Origin of the sequence: Nocardia sp. NPDC047654, assembly GCF_043205035.1 — a bacterium.
Lineage (GTDB): Bacteria > Actinomycetota > Actinomycetes > Mycobacteriales > Mycobacteriaceae > Nocardia.
Map to the genome: position 1 here is coordinate 11,611 of NZ_JBIDDF010000009.1, position 14,041 is coordinate 25,651.

At 70.9% G+C, this 14,041-nt stretch carries 10 protein-coding genes; 4 read left to right on the forward strand and 6 right to left on the reverse strand.

All coding sequences use genetic code 11. The annotated features are described in order from the left end of the window. Nucleotides 1-28 precede the first annotated feature (28 nt). On the reverse strand, nt 29-2,647 hold the full coding sequence (locus tag ACGF7Y_RS22270; protein WP_393236501.1) for a LuxR C-terminal-related transcriptional regulator: 2,619 nt from the start codon (nt 2,645-2,647) through the stop codon (nt 29-31). Between the two features lie 225 nt (nt 2,648-2,872). Here ACGF7Y_RS22270 and ACGF7Y_RS22275 point away from each other — a divergent pair, with 225 nt between their 5' ends. Both ACGF7Y_RS22275 and ACGF7Y_RS22280 read left to right on the forward strand, forming a co-directional pair. Further along, nucleotides 2,873-3,286, forward strand: a complete 414-nt coding sequence (locus ACGF7Y_RS22275) for a hypothetical protein (protein WP_393236502.1) — start codon at nt 2,873-2,875, stop codon at nt 3,284-3,286. Nucleotides 3,287-3,594: 308 nt separating this feature from the next. Beyond that, entirely contained in the window at nt 3,595-4,374 is a 780-nt protein-coding gene (locus tag ACGF7Y_RS22280) for an alpha/beta fold hydrolase (protein WP_393236503.1), read from the forward strand. 53 nt (nt 4,375-4,427) lie between these two features. Here the strand turns inward: ACGF7Y_RS22280 and ACGF7Y_RS22285 are convergent, their stop codons facing one another. Next, nucleotides 4,428-6,218, reverse strand: a complete 1,791-nt coding sequence (locus ACGF7Y_RS22285; protein WP_393236504.1) for an FAD-dependent oxidoreductase — start codon at nt 6,216-6,218, stop codon at nt 4,428-4,430. Further along, nucleotides 6,211-7,623, reverse strand: a complete 1,413-nt coding sequence (locus ACGF7Y_RS22290) for an NAD(P)/FAD-dependent oxidoreductase (RefSeq protein ID WP_393236505.1) — start codon at nt 7,621-7,623, stop codon at nt 6,211-6,213. The genes ACGF7Y_RS22285 and ACGF7Y_RS22290 overlap by 8 nt, the downstream gene beginning before the upstream one ends. A 159-nt stretch (nt 7,624-7,782) precedes the next feature. Between ACGF7Y_RS22290 and ACGF7Y_RS22295 the strand changes: the two genes are divergently transcribed. Together ACGF7Y_RS22295 and ACGF7Y_RS22300 are read left to right on the forward strand one after the other, a co-directional pair. Further along, a complete protein-coding gene (locus ACGF7Y_RS22295) occupies nt 7,783-8,427 on the forward strand; it encodes a TetR/AcrR family transcriptional regulator (protein ID WP_393236506.1) in 645 nt (214 codons plus the stop codon). Nucleotides 8,428-8,473: 46 nt separating this feature from the next. After that, complete coding sequence (locus ACGF7Y_RS22300; RefSeq protein WP_393236507.1) at nt 8,474-9,472, forward strand: Gfo/Idh/MocA family protein; 999 nt, start codon at nt 8,474-8,476, stop codon at nt 9,470-9,472. On the opposite strand, the gene ACGF7Y_RS22305 is transcribed toward ACGF7Y_RS22300, so the two are convergent. The 3 genes from ACGF7Y_RS22305 to ACGF7Y_RS22315 are packed head-to-tail and all read right to left on the reverse strand — an operon-like array spanning nt 9,455 to nt 14,036. Further along, nucleotides 9,455-10,696: a glycosyltransferase gene (locus ACGF7Y_RS22305; RefSeq protein WP_393236508.1), complete on the reverse strand. Its 1,242-nt coding sequence runs from the start codon at nt 10,694-10,696 to the stop codon at nt 9,455-9,457. The two genes, ACGF7Y_RS22300 and ACGF7Y_RS22305, sit on opposite strands and share 18 nt — an antisense overlap. Beyond that, nucleotides 10,693-11,787 (reverse strand): alpha/beta hydrolase, encoded by a 1,095-nt coding sequence (locus ACGF7Y_RS22310; RefSeq protein ID WP_393236509.1) that lies wholly within the window; start codon nt 11,785-11,787, stop codon nt 10,693-10,695. Before ACGF7Y_RS22310 ends, ACGF7Y_RS22305 begins: the two co-directional genes overlap by 4 nt. Next, nucleotides 11,787-14,036 (reverse strand): thioester reductase domain-containing protein, encoded by a 2,250-nt coding sequence (locus tag ACGF7Y_RS22315; RefSeq protein WP_393236510.1) that lies wholly within the window; start codon nt 14,034-14,036, stop codon nt 11,787-11,789. Before ACGF7Y_RS22315 ends, ACGF7Y_RS22310 begins: the two co-directional genes overlap by 1 nt. Between the last annotated feature and the right edge of the window lie 5 nt (nt 14,037-14,041).

The following is a 14,041-nucleotide window of genomic DNA, read 5'->3' on the forward strand; positions in this document are numbered from 1 at the left end:
GGAAGGGGCCGCGAGCGGCGCTCCGGTGTCAGAGCAGCCCGCCCCGGCGCGCGTGGTCGAGGGCCTCGACGCGGGAATTGGTGCCCAGCTTGCCGTAGATGCCGCGCAGGTGCGTCTTGACGGTGTTGACCGACACACCGAGGTCCGCGGCGATCTGCTGGGCGGTGCGGCCGGAAGGCAGTTGCTTGAGCACGGTCATCTCGGTGTGGGTCAAAGCGGGGTAGGCGGGCCTGCGCCGCGCCGCGGGGTGACGCCGGATCGTCGCCGCGAAGCTCTCCGCCCGGCCGAGCCGGCCCGCGTAACTGTCCAGCAAGGGCATCGCGGCGGGCACGTCGAGGAACGGCCGCAACAGCCGGTGGGGCGTGGCGGAACCGAGCGCGTTCTCCAGCGCGGTGAGGGCTTTGGCCGGCGCCCTGGACTCGTGTTGCGCCGCGGAGTACAGCAGCCACCCGGTGACGGCGCTGACCGGACGCAGGTCGCCGGCACGGTCCAGCAGCGGTTCGAGGACGGCGCAGGTCGCCTTGCGGCGATCGGCCGCGGCGTGCAGCGCCGCATCGGCCAACCGCACCTCGGGAAGCTCTCCGACGATGCCGCGGGCGCGTTCGACCAGCAGTTGCGCGGTCCTGGCGTCGTGCACGCGCAGCAGCGCCCACACCACCGGCAGGATCAGGCTGCCCGTCGTGGCGGGCACCGTCTTGCGCTCCAGCAGGACCAGCAGGCTGCGACGCAGCGCGTCGACCGCCGCGGACTGCTCCTCGGCCCGCTCGAGATCCAGCAAGCGGCCCACGACGTGACCGCGCCATCCGGCGGCAGGGCCGCATGATCCGTCGGGCTCGGCCCGCTCGGTGAGAACGGACGCGATCTGCGCCGCCTCGGGCGTCTCGCCTTGCAGGTAGGCGCCGTAGGCGGCCACCGACGTCGCCTGGACGGCGTCGGTCGTCCCCAGCAGCCCGTGTTCCTCGGCGATCACCAGCGCACGTGCCGCGCGCTCGCGCATCGCGGTGGCGGCGTCGACGGCGTCGGCGGCGAAGGCCAGCCGGGTCAGCGCACGCAGCACCGAGCGGGGGCGGCCCGCGTGCTCGGCGAGTGCGAGCGCCGAGTGCAGCAACTGTTCGCCGCGAGCGACGGCGCCACCGGCGACGAAGGCGGTGGCGATCTGGATCTCGGTGTACGCGTCGAGATCAGGATCGCCGGTCGGCGAGACGCGGTCCGGGAAACCGGGAAGGTCGGCCCCGGTGGTCGCCGCGACGTCGATCGTCGCGGCGAGGGTGAGTGCGTCCAGCCGTTCGGGCGAGGCGAAGGAGATCTTGGCGGCGCGCCGCGCCGCGGCGGTGTCCAGGCACGCCACCGCGGCGGCGGTGCTGCCCGTGACGAGGGCGTCGACGACGCGCACCAGCCACAGGAACGGATCGTCGAGCAAAGCGGGCGCTGAACGGCCCAGTTGATCGAACAGCGTCGCGCCCCTCCCGTCGAGAACCATGCGCAGCGCACACGTGGACAGGAATTCGCACAGCTGATCGCGGTCCGCGCCCGCGAGCTGATGCGGAAGCGCCGTGGCGGGCAGCCCTGCGGACCGCAACCAGCGGGCCGCCCGGCGATGCAGCTCCGCGCACAGGTCCGGTCCGAGGCGGCGGGCTTCGGCGAGGAAGTGTGCGCGCACCAGCGGATGACAGGAGAACCAGACCTCGCCGTCGCGCACGTGGGAATCGATGGGGAAGTCGATCCGATCGAGTTCGTGCAGAAAGTGCCCCGCGCCACCGCCGAGGAGTTCGTCGGCGAGCTGCTCGGTGAAGGAAACCGGAATGCTGGTGTAGGTGAGGAACCGGCGCAGTGCGGGCGGCAGTGCCTCGACGAGCTCGCTCCTCAGGAAATCGGCGACCACGCGCGCCGGGCGCGCGAGAACAGTGAGCGCAGCGGCTCGGTCGTCGGATCTGGCGGCCAGATGGGTCGCGGCGATGCGCACGAGGGCGGCCCAGCCCCGGGTCAGGGCGTGCAGCGTCGCGAGTTCGTCGCCGGTGAGCGCGCAGCCGTGGTCACGGCACAGCGCATCGATCTGCGCCGGGGTGAAGGCGAGTTCACTCGGACCCCACCGGGTCAGTCGCGAATGCAGCTCGAGCAAGTGCCAGCGCAGCGGCGGAGCGAAGCGGGCGCACAGCACCGTCGTCACGTTCGCCGGGGCATGCTGCAGGAAGTACTCGATACCGGCGAGCGCGAGCGGATCGGTGAGCAGATGGGCGTCGTCGAGCACGAGAACCGTCGGCGTCGTGCGCGCGGCCAGCGGGTCGGCGAGCGCCGCTGCCTGCGCGGCCGGCGGGCCGGTGCGGGTCGTGTTCGCGATATCGAAGCGGGTGTGCAGCACGGTCCACAGCGCGGTCGCGTCGTCGAGCTGCTCGGTGACGGTCACCCAGGCGACATCGGACGTACCCGCGGCGTGCCGGGCGGCCCAATCGGCCACCAGTACCGACTTCCCGGCCCCGGCCGGTGCGCAGATCAGCAGCACGTGTCCGTCGCGAGTGTTCGACACGCCGTCGGCGGCGGCGTACAGATCGGGCCGGGGGATCGGGGTGAACGGAAACGCGGGTATCTCGGTGACGGATTCCGCCGCGGCGGGGACGGGGCGTAGAGCGGGGACGTGCGAGGTGGTCACCGTGCCTCCCGGGCCGTGTGCTGACAGATCACTACCACGCCTCGGTAGCGGAACTTACCCGGTGTGTAGTTTGCTCGATCGGATCGTGAGTGGTCGTTATGGAATTTTCATTTCGCGAGACCGCGAAATATCGGAGTCACCCGAAACGGGTGAAGTGCCGGACGGTGGGACTGGTGGACATTCGGAAGACGCCTGTCCACTGTTTCCCGAGAAAGGGGGCGACCGATGACGCACATGACCGAACCGGAGCCACACCCCGTCCGCCGTGGCATCGCGGCGGGCACGTCCATAGCGGCCGCGATCCTGTTGCTGACCGTCGGTGTGCTGTCGATCTTCGAGGGCATCTCCGCCGTCGCCGAGGACGACCTGATCGTCGTCGGCACCGACTACGTCTACAAGTTCGACACCACGACGTGGGGCTGGATCCACATCGTCATCGGCATTCTCCTGGTCGTCGCGGCGCTGGGTCTGATGACCGGCGCCACGTGGGCGCGGGTGGTGGCGATCGTCCTGGCCGCCCTGTCGATCATCGCGAACTTCATGTGGTTGCCGTACTACCCGGCATGGTCGGTTCTGGTGATCGCGTTGAACATCGTCGTGATCTGGGCGGTCGCCACTTGGCGGCCGGAAGCCGTCTGAGCGGACGGACATTCCCGGCCGCGCGCCTCTGCTCTCGGCCGGGTCGAACTTTCGCCGATCCGACCTTCGGTGTGGTTCCGATCGCCTCGCACCTGAAGCATGGCGCGGCGCCGGTCAGCGGGATCCGGCGTCTTCCGGCCGGGGTGGGAGCCGGCTCGGCGCGGGCGGGAGGGCGATACCGTTGCGGCCGCAGCATTCCGGCGAGCAAACTTGGTGATATCTCGCAGAAGTCGGGGTTTCCGCTGCCACCGTAGGTGAGGTTGTGGTATCCACCTTCGAGATCGCACTACGAACTCGAAGGGACGCCAATGCCCAGCAAGCCCCCGCTCGTTCTCCTGCACGGTGTCACGATGTCCGAACGGGTGTGGGACGACGTCACCCCCTTGCTCGCCGCCCGGCACGAGGTGATCACGCCCACCGCCGTCGGCCATCGGGGCGGGCCGCCCGCCCTGCGGCGCCCGGCGCGGGTCGAGCATCTGGTGGACGACATCGAGCAGCGGCTGGACGCGCTGGGGCTGCGCCGGGTGCATGTCGCGGGCAATTCGCTGGGTGGCTGGATGGCGATCGAATTGGCTCGTCGCGGTCGAGCCGAGTCCGTCTGCGCGCTCTCACCGGCGGGGTTCTGGGAAGCCGGGGACGGAAGCCGGTCGGCCGCGACCCGCCGCATCGCCCGGGAGGCGGTCACCGGGCGGCTGCTGGGCTTCCTCGCCCCGTTGGCGCTGCGCAGTGCGGCGGCCCGGCGAATCGCTCTGCGCAACATCGCCGTGCACGGTGATCGCATCAGCTCGGCGCAGGCCCTGACCTGCTTACGCGACCTGCTGGAATGCACCGTCACCGCCGATCTGCTCGGCACCGACGAGCAGATCGCCGCGCTCGACCCGTTGCCGTGCCCGATCACGGTGGCCTGGTCGGAACGCGATCGTGTTCTTCCCGAACACATCCACGGGCCGATCGCCCGGACGCGGCTGCCCGAGGCCGTGTTCGCCATCCTGCCGGACACCGGTCACGTTCCGATGATCGATGACCCGCGGCTGGTGGCGCAGACGATCCTGACCACCACCAGCATCACCACCGCCGAGGCGCCCTAGGCCTTGCGCGTTCTGCGGCGTAGCGCCGGGGAGGACGGCGACGGGCCGCCCGGTCACACGTCGAGCAGGTGCGGCAATCCGGCGCGATACCGATCGGCGTCGATGCGTTTCCACGGTTCGAAGACCGGCAGGGACACCAGCGGGAAGACCGGTACGCGGGGCGCCGGGTCGTCGGCGGCGTCGAGGATTGCGTTGGTGGCGGCGCGCCCGGATTCGTTGGCGCCCTCCATCGTGGCGAGGTCGATGTGGTTGCGTACGTGATCGCCGCCGAAGAACAAGTTCGGGATGGCGCAGTGGGCCTCCGGCCGGTGGTCGTAGGAGCCGACGGTGTTGACCAGCAGCGGAGTCTCGTTGTGCACGCCGTTCGCGGTCCAGGTGACCCCGGGGTCCAGATGCCAGGAGCGGATGTCGTCGGGACGCAGCCATCCCGTCCCGGTGTTGAGCCACTCCGTGAGCTGTGCCCACACCTCTTCGGCGATCTCGGCGGCGGTGCATTGTTTGGCGGGCCGGTGGAAGCGGATGCCGGGGGAGTCCCAGTCGGAGATGTCCACCGAAAGGCATTCGCGCACCGTGCCGTCGCCGTAACGGGTGGCGAAGTCGCCGACCCACATGGGCGCTTGGCGCAAGGCGGTGAGCGCCCACGGGGAGCCGAGGGCGGCGATATGGCCTTCCGGCAACTCGGTGGGGTTGGCGAGGTAGTACTGGATACCGACCATCCAGTCGGTCCGCAGCTCCCGCATGCCCGCCAGATGCGGGTCGGTGTCGAGGATGTCGTCGGTCAGCAGCGTGACCGCCTTGTCCACCGGCATCGCGCACAGATACCAGTCCGCGGTGACCACGGTGGAGCGGCCGCCGGGATCCGTCAGCGTCGCCGAGGCGATCCGGCCGTCGCGAAGCTCCAGCCGTGTCGTCCGCAGGCCCGGGACGAATCGCACGCCCCGCGACCGCAGATAGGTGACCCAGGGGTCGATCCACGCTTCGTTGGTGGGGCGGTTGAGAATACGGTCGATACCCGCGGAGTACTGCGGGATCGCCCCGGTCCCCGCCAGCACCAGGGCCTCCCCGATGGTGCCGATCGTGCGCGCCGAACTCAGCTGGGGTTTGGCCGCCACGGTGATCCGGGTGAGGGCGCTGACCAGGTATTCGCGATAAGCCGGTGACTTGCCTTCGGCGCGCAGGATCTGCTCCCATGTCACGTATTCCCACTGCCCGAAACGCCGTTCGGTGCAAGAGGTGAACCAGACGGCCATCTGTTTGGCGAAGAACGCGAGTTCGGCCGGTGGCAGTTCCGGAATGAAGCCGAACGCGCCGATCAGCGTGCTCTGCAACCGCTGCGGGTTGATCTGGTCGAGGCCGCCGAATTCGACCGGCGCGTAGATCGGCGGCCTGCCCCGGAAACCGGCGACGGTGCCCTCGACGCGGACGAGGTTGCCCGCGACGCCATCGGGATTGCCGGGGAAGGGGATGCGCCGCATGGTGTCCGGAAGGTTCTGATAGCAGCCGGGAAAGAACCGGAAGCCGTGCTCGCCGGGCAGGTCCGAACGGCCGTCGGTGCCGGTGCCCGGCACACCCATGCTGCGCGCCTTACCGCCGAGGAACGCCGGTTCGTACACGGTGACCGCGTATCCCCGTTCGATCAGTTCGTGGGCCGCCGACAGCCCGGCGACGCCGCCGCCGAGCACCGCGACCGACTTTCCTCCGGTGCGCAGCCCGGGCGTTCGGCGTGGTCGGGGCGGTGCGGCGTGTGCCGGGGCGGCGGTGAGGGCCAGTCCGGCCGCGAGCGTTCCGCGCAACAGGTCGCGGCGGGTGAGGTCGATGGTCGGCCGAGGACGCGGGTCATGCATGTCGATCTCCTGAAGATGCCGCGAGAACGCGCCGCGGCGGCCGGGACTGGATGGCGTCGGCGGGATCGGGGCGCGTGAAGGCGCACGCCTCCCTCCGTTCGGAGACTGTGTCGCGGCATTCGTCCGCCAGGTTCGCGAGGACCGGCCAGGGGGCGCGCCATGATGTGCGCAACGCTCCCGCCGCGAGCGCCGCCGCGCGTGCGGGAGTGAACACGTCTTCGGGAGCCACGGTGCGCGAGAAGATCTCGGTGACCGCGTCGGCCAGCGCGGGGTCGGCCGCGGCCCTGCGGTAGAGCTCGATTTCCAATGGACGCATCGCCGTACCCCGGGCCAGCCGATTGGTCCATTGGTAGACGCTCAGGCATTCGCGATCGCGTAATCGTTCCCACGCGGCCAAAGCGGTGTCGAGGTGCTCGGTGTCATCGAGAGCAGCGGCGGCCAGTTCGCCGAGCAACCGGCCGTAGCGCAAGGCATCCCGGATGCCTTGCGCGGTCACCGGATCCTTGAAATGGCCCGCGTCCCCCGGCAGCGCCCAGCCCGGCCCGGTCGAGCGCCGGAAGTAGGACGCCAGTCCGGTGGCCGAACGCACCCGCCCGACGCGGCGGCAATCACGCAGGCGCAGTAGAAGTCCGGGCAGGCGCTCGATCGCCTCCTGATACCTGCGCTCGGCGCGTCCGCCACCCGGTTCGGCGGGCTGCGCGGGCGGCTGGACGAGACTCAGCAGCAAGCCGTCGTCGCAGGGGAACGCGGTGCCGAGATCGGGACCGTTTCGCCATTGGGCCGCGATGTGCCGCTGGTCGGCCGCGCCGTCGTGCCAGTAGGCGAAGAAGCAGTCCCGTCCGCTCGGTGCGGACAATCGGGGCCGGGTGGCGCCGACGAGCCGCGCCACCGTACTGCGGCGGCCGTCCGCCCCGACGACCAGGCGGGCACGCACCTCGTGCTCGCCGCTTCCGTCGGCATAGCGAACGCCGGCGCAGCGATCCCCCGACCACAGCAGATCGGTGACCCGCACGCCCTCGCGGATCCGTGCTCCCGCCTCCACGGCGGTGGCCACGAGCGCGGCGTCCAGTCCGGTCCGCCGCACGCACATCGCGTAGTCGACGCCGTCCACCGGGGTGAAGGACGACCGGACCGCATAGCCGCCGCCGTCGGCGAAGGCCGTGGTCAGCGGGGGCGCGCCGAGCCGGAGGACACGGTCGAGGGCGCCCGTGCGATGCAATTCGGCCAGGCCGCCGGGCCACAGCAGGTGCGTCGAGAGGGTGTCGGAGGGAAAGCGCGCGGAGTCCAGCGCGAGCACGTCGCGCCCGGCTCGCGCCAACGCGATGGCGGTCGCGGAGCCGGCGCATCGCGCGCCCACCACGACCACGTCGGTGTACTCGATTGCCGGTGGAGGAGAACCGCGCATGCCCGAACACCTCGGTCACATAGTCTCGGACACTGTGTCCGATCGATGGTGAGCGGTGGGTGCCCGAATGTCAATATCGGTGCCGTCTCGGCAGAATGGTGGGACGCACCCGACCGGCACAGCCGAGCACGCGGCCGCCGCGCCGCAGAGAGGACCCGGATGCCCTCGCTGACCCGTGTCCCCAGAAACGCACGCAAACCGGTCGACGATCGGCGCGCGGAGTTCGAGCGACGCGTCCTCGCCGCGGTGGAGGAGCTGCTCGCCGACGGCACGCCCTACACCGAGATCGCCGTCCACCGGATCGCCGCCGCCTCGCAGTCGGCGAGGTCGACGTTCTACCGGTATTTCCCGGACAAGAGCCGGCTGCTGATCCGCATGGCCGAATTGGCCACAGCGGATCTGTTCGAAGCCGCGGAGCGCTGGTGGATCACGGAGCACACCGGGCGGCAGACCGGTGTGGTGGCGGCCGTGCGCACCATGATCGCGGGGTTCCGCGAGCACCGGTCGCTGCTGCTGGCGCTGAGCGAAGTCGCCGCCTACGACCGCGACGTCGGCGCGTATTGGCGCGGCCGGGTCGCCTCGTTCGTGGCGGTGGTGCGGTCGCGGCTGGAGACCGACCGTGCCGCGGGCCGGATCAGTCCGGCGATCGATCCGCAGGCCACCGCCGTCGTGCTGACCTCGATGGTGGAACGCGCGATCGCGGTGAGCTTCTCCTCCGGATCCGGGGTCACCGACGACGCGCTGGCGGAGGCGCTGGGCCGGGCGATCTGGTTGACGGTGTACGGCGACGCCCCGTCGGCCTGACGGAACACCCGGCCGCACAAGCGGATCCATTGCTACAGTCGCGCCCATGACACAATCCGGACAGCCCCTGCGGATCGGCATCCTTGGCGCCGCCCGCATCGCGCCCGCCGCCGTCGTGCGACCCGCCGGGGCGAACGCGGACACGGTGGTCGCCGCCGTGGCTGCCCGCGAGCCGGAACGCGGGCGGGCGTTCGCGCGCGAACACGGCATCGCGCAGGTCTTCGACAGCTATGCCGCGCTGATCGCCGCGCCCGACATCGACGCGGTCTACAACCCGCTGCCGAACGGTCTGCACGGCCGGTGGACGAAAGAGGCGCTCGCCGCGGGCAAGCACGTGCTGTGCGAGAAACCGTTCACTTCCAACGCCGCCGAGGCCGAGGAGATCGCGGCACTGGCCGCGATGTCGGACCGGGTGGTCATGGAGGCCTTCCACTACCGCTACCACCCGATGACCAGGCGGGCCGAGGAGATCATCGCCTCCGGCGAACTTGGCGAGCTGGTGCGGGTGGACACCGCGATGTGTTTTCCGCTGCCGCGATTCTCCGATATCCGCTACGACTACGCGCTCGCAGGCGGGGCGCTCATGGACGCAGGCTGCTACGCGGTGCACATGGCCCGGGTCTTCGGCGGCGAGGACCCGGAGGTCGTCGCGGCGACCGCGAAGTTGCGTGGCCCGCACATCGACCGCGCGATGAGCGCCGAGCTGCGCTTCCCCTCCGGGCACACCGGGCGGGTGCGCTGCTCGATGTGGTCGTCGGACCTGCTGCGCATCGGGGCGCGCGTGGTGGGCGAACGCGGTGAACTGCGGTTGCTCAATCCGGTGGCGCCGCAGCTGCCGCGCAGGCTGTCGGTGCGTTCGGAGGGCGGCAGGCGCACGGAGAAGATCTCGCGCCGCAGCACCTACGCCTATCAGCTCGACGCCTTCGTCGCGGCGGTGCGGCACGGGGAGCCGGTGCTCACCTCCGCCCAGGACGCGGTGGCGACGATGACCGTCATCGATGCGATCTATGCGGCCGCGGGCCTGCCGCTACGGCAACCGGCCTGACGCGGCGGCCGTGATCGCCTCGGTGTAGACCGCGACCAGTCGTTCGGTGAACCGCGACTGCAGCGTCCGTCCCGCGTGGCGCGCCAAGACCTCGCGCATGGCGGTGAGCCGGTCCGGCTGAGCCGTCAGCAGTCGCAGCGCTTCGGCGAGCGCGGCCGTCGAGGCGTCGCGGGCCCGGAATTCGCCGCCCTCGGGCACGGTTTCGGTGACGTCGGGGTCGCAGTGCAGCACGGGAAGGCCCACCGCGACCGCCTCGAGCAGAACCATGCCTTGCGTGTCACACCCGGCGGAGGGGAACAGCAGCACATCGTGGGCGCGCATGGCCGCCAAGCACTGCGCCTGGCTCACCTCGCCGTGCAGCCGAACCCGCTCGTGCAGCCCGAGCCGGTCGACGGCCGCGCGCATGCGCGCCTCCAACGCTCCCGCACCGTAGATGTCGAGGGTGCAGCCCTCGGCCCGGTGCACCGCCTCGATGGCGTCCAGCGGGCGCTTCTCCGCCGAGAACCTTCCGCACCACAGCACGCGCAGCAACGGGTCCCGGCCACGGGGTCGCTCGGGGAGGGCGCGTACCAGGTCGTCGTCGACTCCGTTGGACACCACGTGCATCGGACGATCCACGCCGTGCGCGGCCAACCGCTGGGCGAAATGCCGTGTCGGCACCACGACGTGGTCGGCGGCCCGCGCTTGGGCGACCAGCGGCCGCCAGGCGTGGCGCGCTGTGCGGCTTTCCGCCGACTTCGGCATCGTCCCGCGCAGGCCGACGAAGCTGCCGTGCAGCACGCGCATGGTGAGCGCGGCGAGATAGGGGAACGGGGAATTGCGTTCGATGAAGGAGTCGTCGCGGCTGTGCATGGACTGCACCGCCGGAAGGGCGTGGCGGCGCGCGGCGCGCAATCCGGCGATGCCCGCTCCGTAGGTGGTCTGCGCGTGCACGACATCGAAACCGCGCTCGGCGAACACCGCGTCGATGAGGCGGGCATTCCTTCGGGTCGGCAGGGCGACCGGATAGCCGTTCACGGACAATCCGGCCGTGGTGGCGAGCACGACGATCCCGGGATCCGGCGGCCCGGGATCCGGCGGGGGGATGGTGAACACGGTGACGCGATGCCCCAGCCGTTCCAAGGCCGTGCGCTGCGCGCGCATCGACGTCTGGATTCCCCCGAGGGTGGCCGGATGGAAGTCCGCGAACATCGCGATGCGCAACGAGCGGTTGTCCGCGCTCACGCGGTGCCCCGTCCGGACGTCGAAGGCGCACAGCCGTCGAGGAATTCGAGGATGTGCCCGTACACGTCCAGTGCGGCGCCGCGACCGAGGAAGGTGTCGAGATGGCCGTAGGAAGGGATCTCGATGTAGCGCACGTCCAGCCCGGGGTGGCGGGTGGTGAGCACGTCGTGGCACAGCTTGTTGGAGTCGAGCCAGACCTCGTTGCGGCTGCCCGACAACAGCAGTACCGGGCAATCGATCCGGTCGGCGTGGTCGAGGGCGTTCTCCGGGAGCACACGGTAGCGGTCGTCGTTGTCGTTCCAGCGTTGCACCGCGTGCCCCAGCTCCATCCGCCGCAGCTGGGGCAGCACATGCACCGGGATCGGCCCGAACAGTTCCGCCAAACGGTCGTGGGTGCGCGGATCGAGGTGGTCGTGGACGAACAGCTGCGCGCCCATGCCCCAGCTGCCGTGCACCATCCGGCAGGTGGGGTCGGTGCATTCCCCTTTCCGGGTGAGCAGGGCGTAGAGCAGCGTTTTGCGCGACCACAGCCCGACTCTGCGGAAGTCGGACTCGAGGTGGTGGACGCGGGAGCCGAGCAGTTCGCCACCCACGAGCACGCGCATCCGCACCGCGTTGCTCACTTTCGGGGTGAGGAAGACGCCCTGGGCCACGACGCCGGCCAATCCGGGCAGCAGTCCCGCGGCCATGCTCATCGACAGCGCCAAGGCCCCGACGCAGTGCGCGACCACGAACAGCGGCCGGTCGCCGATGCGCAGGCGGATCTCCTCGACGGCTCCGGGAATGTCGTAGAGCGCCACGTCGTCGAAGCTGAAACGCGGCCCGGAGGCGTTGTAGGGCAGTCGGGAGCTGCCGCGCCAGTCCAGCAGCCACGGTTGGTATCCCGCGTCGAGCAGCGCGTCGACGACCGTGCGGATCTCCGGCGCCAGGAACATATCCGAGGAGACGCCGTGGCCGTGGACCAGCAGGACCGCGGGCCGGTCGGCCTCGGCGGCAACGACGCGGCGCAACCCCAGCCGCAGGCCGTCGGCGGCACGGAACGGGATCTCCTCCAGCGTGGGGGCGGCGCCCGGCCGGATCGGGGTGAGCATCAGCGCGACTCCTTCGCGTTTCGGCGCAGATCCAGCAGCTCGGTGCCCACGCGTAACGCCGGTTCCAGCAGGCCCTTGCCGAGCTGGGATCCGAACCAGCTCAGCCACAACAGTTTCGCGGTCCGTCGCTGGCGTTCGGACAATCGCGGATCGACCTGGATGCCGTCGATCTGATCGCGCAGGTAGGTCTCCAGCGGGACGGCGACTTCGCCGGTGAGGCTCGCCGGTTCGCCCTCGCGGCCGAGTTCCACGGTCAGCGTGCGCGCCTGCCTGATGAGGGTGCGGCGCGCCTCGGCGTATTTGTAACCGGACAGCCACCACGTCCCGCCGTCGGCGTCGCGCAGCGACAGCCGGTAGTGCATCAGCGGATGCCGCAGTCCGTGCCGGATCGGGATGCCGTCGTGCGGGCGCACCGACAGCACCCCGGACACGGTGAGGGGTTCGTCGTGCAGGCGTGCGCACCGTAGTTCGCCACCGACATCGACCGTGCGCCCGGCCACCAGCTGGTGGGTGCTCGCGATGGACAAGCGCAGATTCAGGGTGCAGGACGTGTCGGCCGCCGCGTCCACGGCTCCGAGGGTGCCCGCCAGGGTTTCCGCGAACCACAGATACGGTGCGTCCTGCGGCTGCGGCAGCCGGGCCAGCCCGGTGCCCGCGAGCATTTCCAGCGTCTTGCGTTGCGACTGAGCGCCGTAGCGGACCGGCTGGGGCAGGTTGTGGGCGCGCAGGAAGGCGCGGGTTCGGTCGTCGGTGGCGGCGGGGACGGAGGCCATCGTCTCCAGCGGGTGGCGCGCGACCGGGCTCTGCAAGACCTGCGCCAGCGATTCCAGCTCCGGGACCGGCTCGGTGCGGATCCGTTCCACCACCTCGTCACACCAGGCGGCCCAATGCTGCACCCGCATGTCCATGCCGATCGCCGCCGACTCGCCGAGCATCTGTTCCAGCGAGGTCGGCGTGCCGGTGAGATGGTAGTTGTGGCCCCACGCCCCCGGCGCGCACACGATGGCCGCCGCGACCTTGCTGACCCAATCCACCGGGGCGACATGGAGATTGCGCAGCGCGGGGACGGTGCCGAACCGCGACAGCGCCGCGATGATGCCGCTGTTGAGGTCGCGGGGGTTGTGCGCACCGGTCTCCCGGTGTCCGCCGATTCCGCCGGGTCGCAGCACCGTGACCACCAGTCCGTGCTCGCGCGCCCGCCGCATGACCGCCTCGGCCGCCCACTTCGTCCGGTCGTAGCCGATCACGAGCTTGCCGATATTCGCCACCGGATCGTCCTCACCCATCGAGGCGATGCCGAGTTCGTTGAACACCGCGATCGAGGAGATGTGGTGCAGCGGTTTCGGTCTGCCGGTCGCGGCCAGCCGGGCGAGGGTCAGCGGGCCGAGCACGTTGCCGCGGCGCAGGGATCGGTAGCCGCGCAGGAAGTCCACCGCGGCGCCGACGTTGACGATCGCGTCGACCTCGTCCGCCAGCGCGGTCCAGCGTTGCTCGGACAGGCCGAGGTTCGGCTCCCGCAGGTCGCCGGTGAGCACCGTCACCCGCCTGCGCACCTCCGGCGACCACGGCAGCAGGAACCGCGTCAGCGCGGCGGCCAGCCGGTCGAGGCCGGCCGTCTCGTCCGGCGCGCGCACCAGGCAGACGACATGGGCGTCGCTGCCGCGCAACAGGTCCAGCAGCAGATGGCTGCCGAGGAAACCGGTGGCGCCGGTGAGCAGCACACGGCGTGGGACCACTCGCTCCGGCGGGTCGACCAGCGGCAACCGGTCGGCTCCGGCGACATCGGACATCAGCTGCGCGAACTCGTCGTCCACGGAATCGGATGTCGGTGCGATGATCTCGTGGTCCGTGGCGTCCGGACCGGTGCCCAGCCAGCGCTGCGCGAGCCTGCGCGGACGCGCGTCGGCGAACACGTCGTCCAACTCCAGGTGCACGTCGAGCTCGCGGGCGAGCGCCGCCACGAACTGCACCGCCGCGACGGAGGTGGCGCCGCCGTCGAAGAAATCCGTGTCCGGGCCGACGGTTTCGGCGGTGAATCGGTTCGCCACCTGGGTGACCGCCGCCGTGAGCGACTCCGGATCCCACTGTTCGCGACGTTCGATCGCCGCCGTCGCGGGGGGCGCGTCGCCACCCGCGCGCGCGAGCAACGCGGACACGTCCAGGCCGCCACCGCGCTCGATCGCCTCGGCGAGGTCGCGCCGATCGGCTCGCTCGAGACGCGGCGGGTGCTCGCCGTTCGGACTGCGCACGGGAA

Bases quoted from the DNA above. Each gene is read 5' to 3' on its own strand.
- ACGF7Y_RS22310 (WP_393236509.1), bottom strand. From the start codon at position 11,787: ATGCTCACCCCGATCCGGCCGGGCGCCGCCCCCACGCTGGAGGAGATC.
- ACGF7Y_RS22285 (WP_393236504.1), bottom strand. From the start codon at position 6,218: ATGCATGACCCGCGTCCTCGGCCGACCATCGACCTCACCCGCCGCGAC.
- ACGF7Y_RS22275 (WP_393236502.1), top strand. From the start codon at position 2,873: ATGACGCACATGACCGAACCGGAGCCACACCCCGTCCGCCGTGGCATC.
- ACGF7Y_RS22280 (WP_393236503.1), top strand. From the start codon at position 3,595: ATGCCCAGCAAGCCCCCGCTCGTTCTCCTGCACGGTGTCACGATGTCC.
- ACGF7Y_RS22300 (WP_393236507.1), top strand. From the start codon at position 8,474: ATGACACAATCCGGACAGCCCCTGCGGATCGGCATCCTTGGCGCCGCC.
- ACGF7Y_RS22290 (WP_393236505.1), bottom strand. From the start codon at position 7,623: ATGCGCGGTTCTCCTCCACCGGCAATCGAGTACACCGACGTGGTCGTG.
- ACGF7Y_RS22295 (WP_393236506.1), top strand. From the start codon at position 7,783: ATGCCCTCGCTGACCCGTGTCCCCAGAAACGCACGCAAACCGGTCGAC.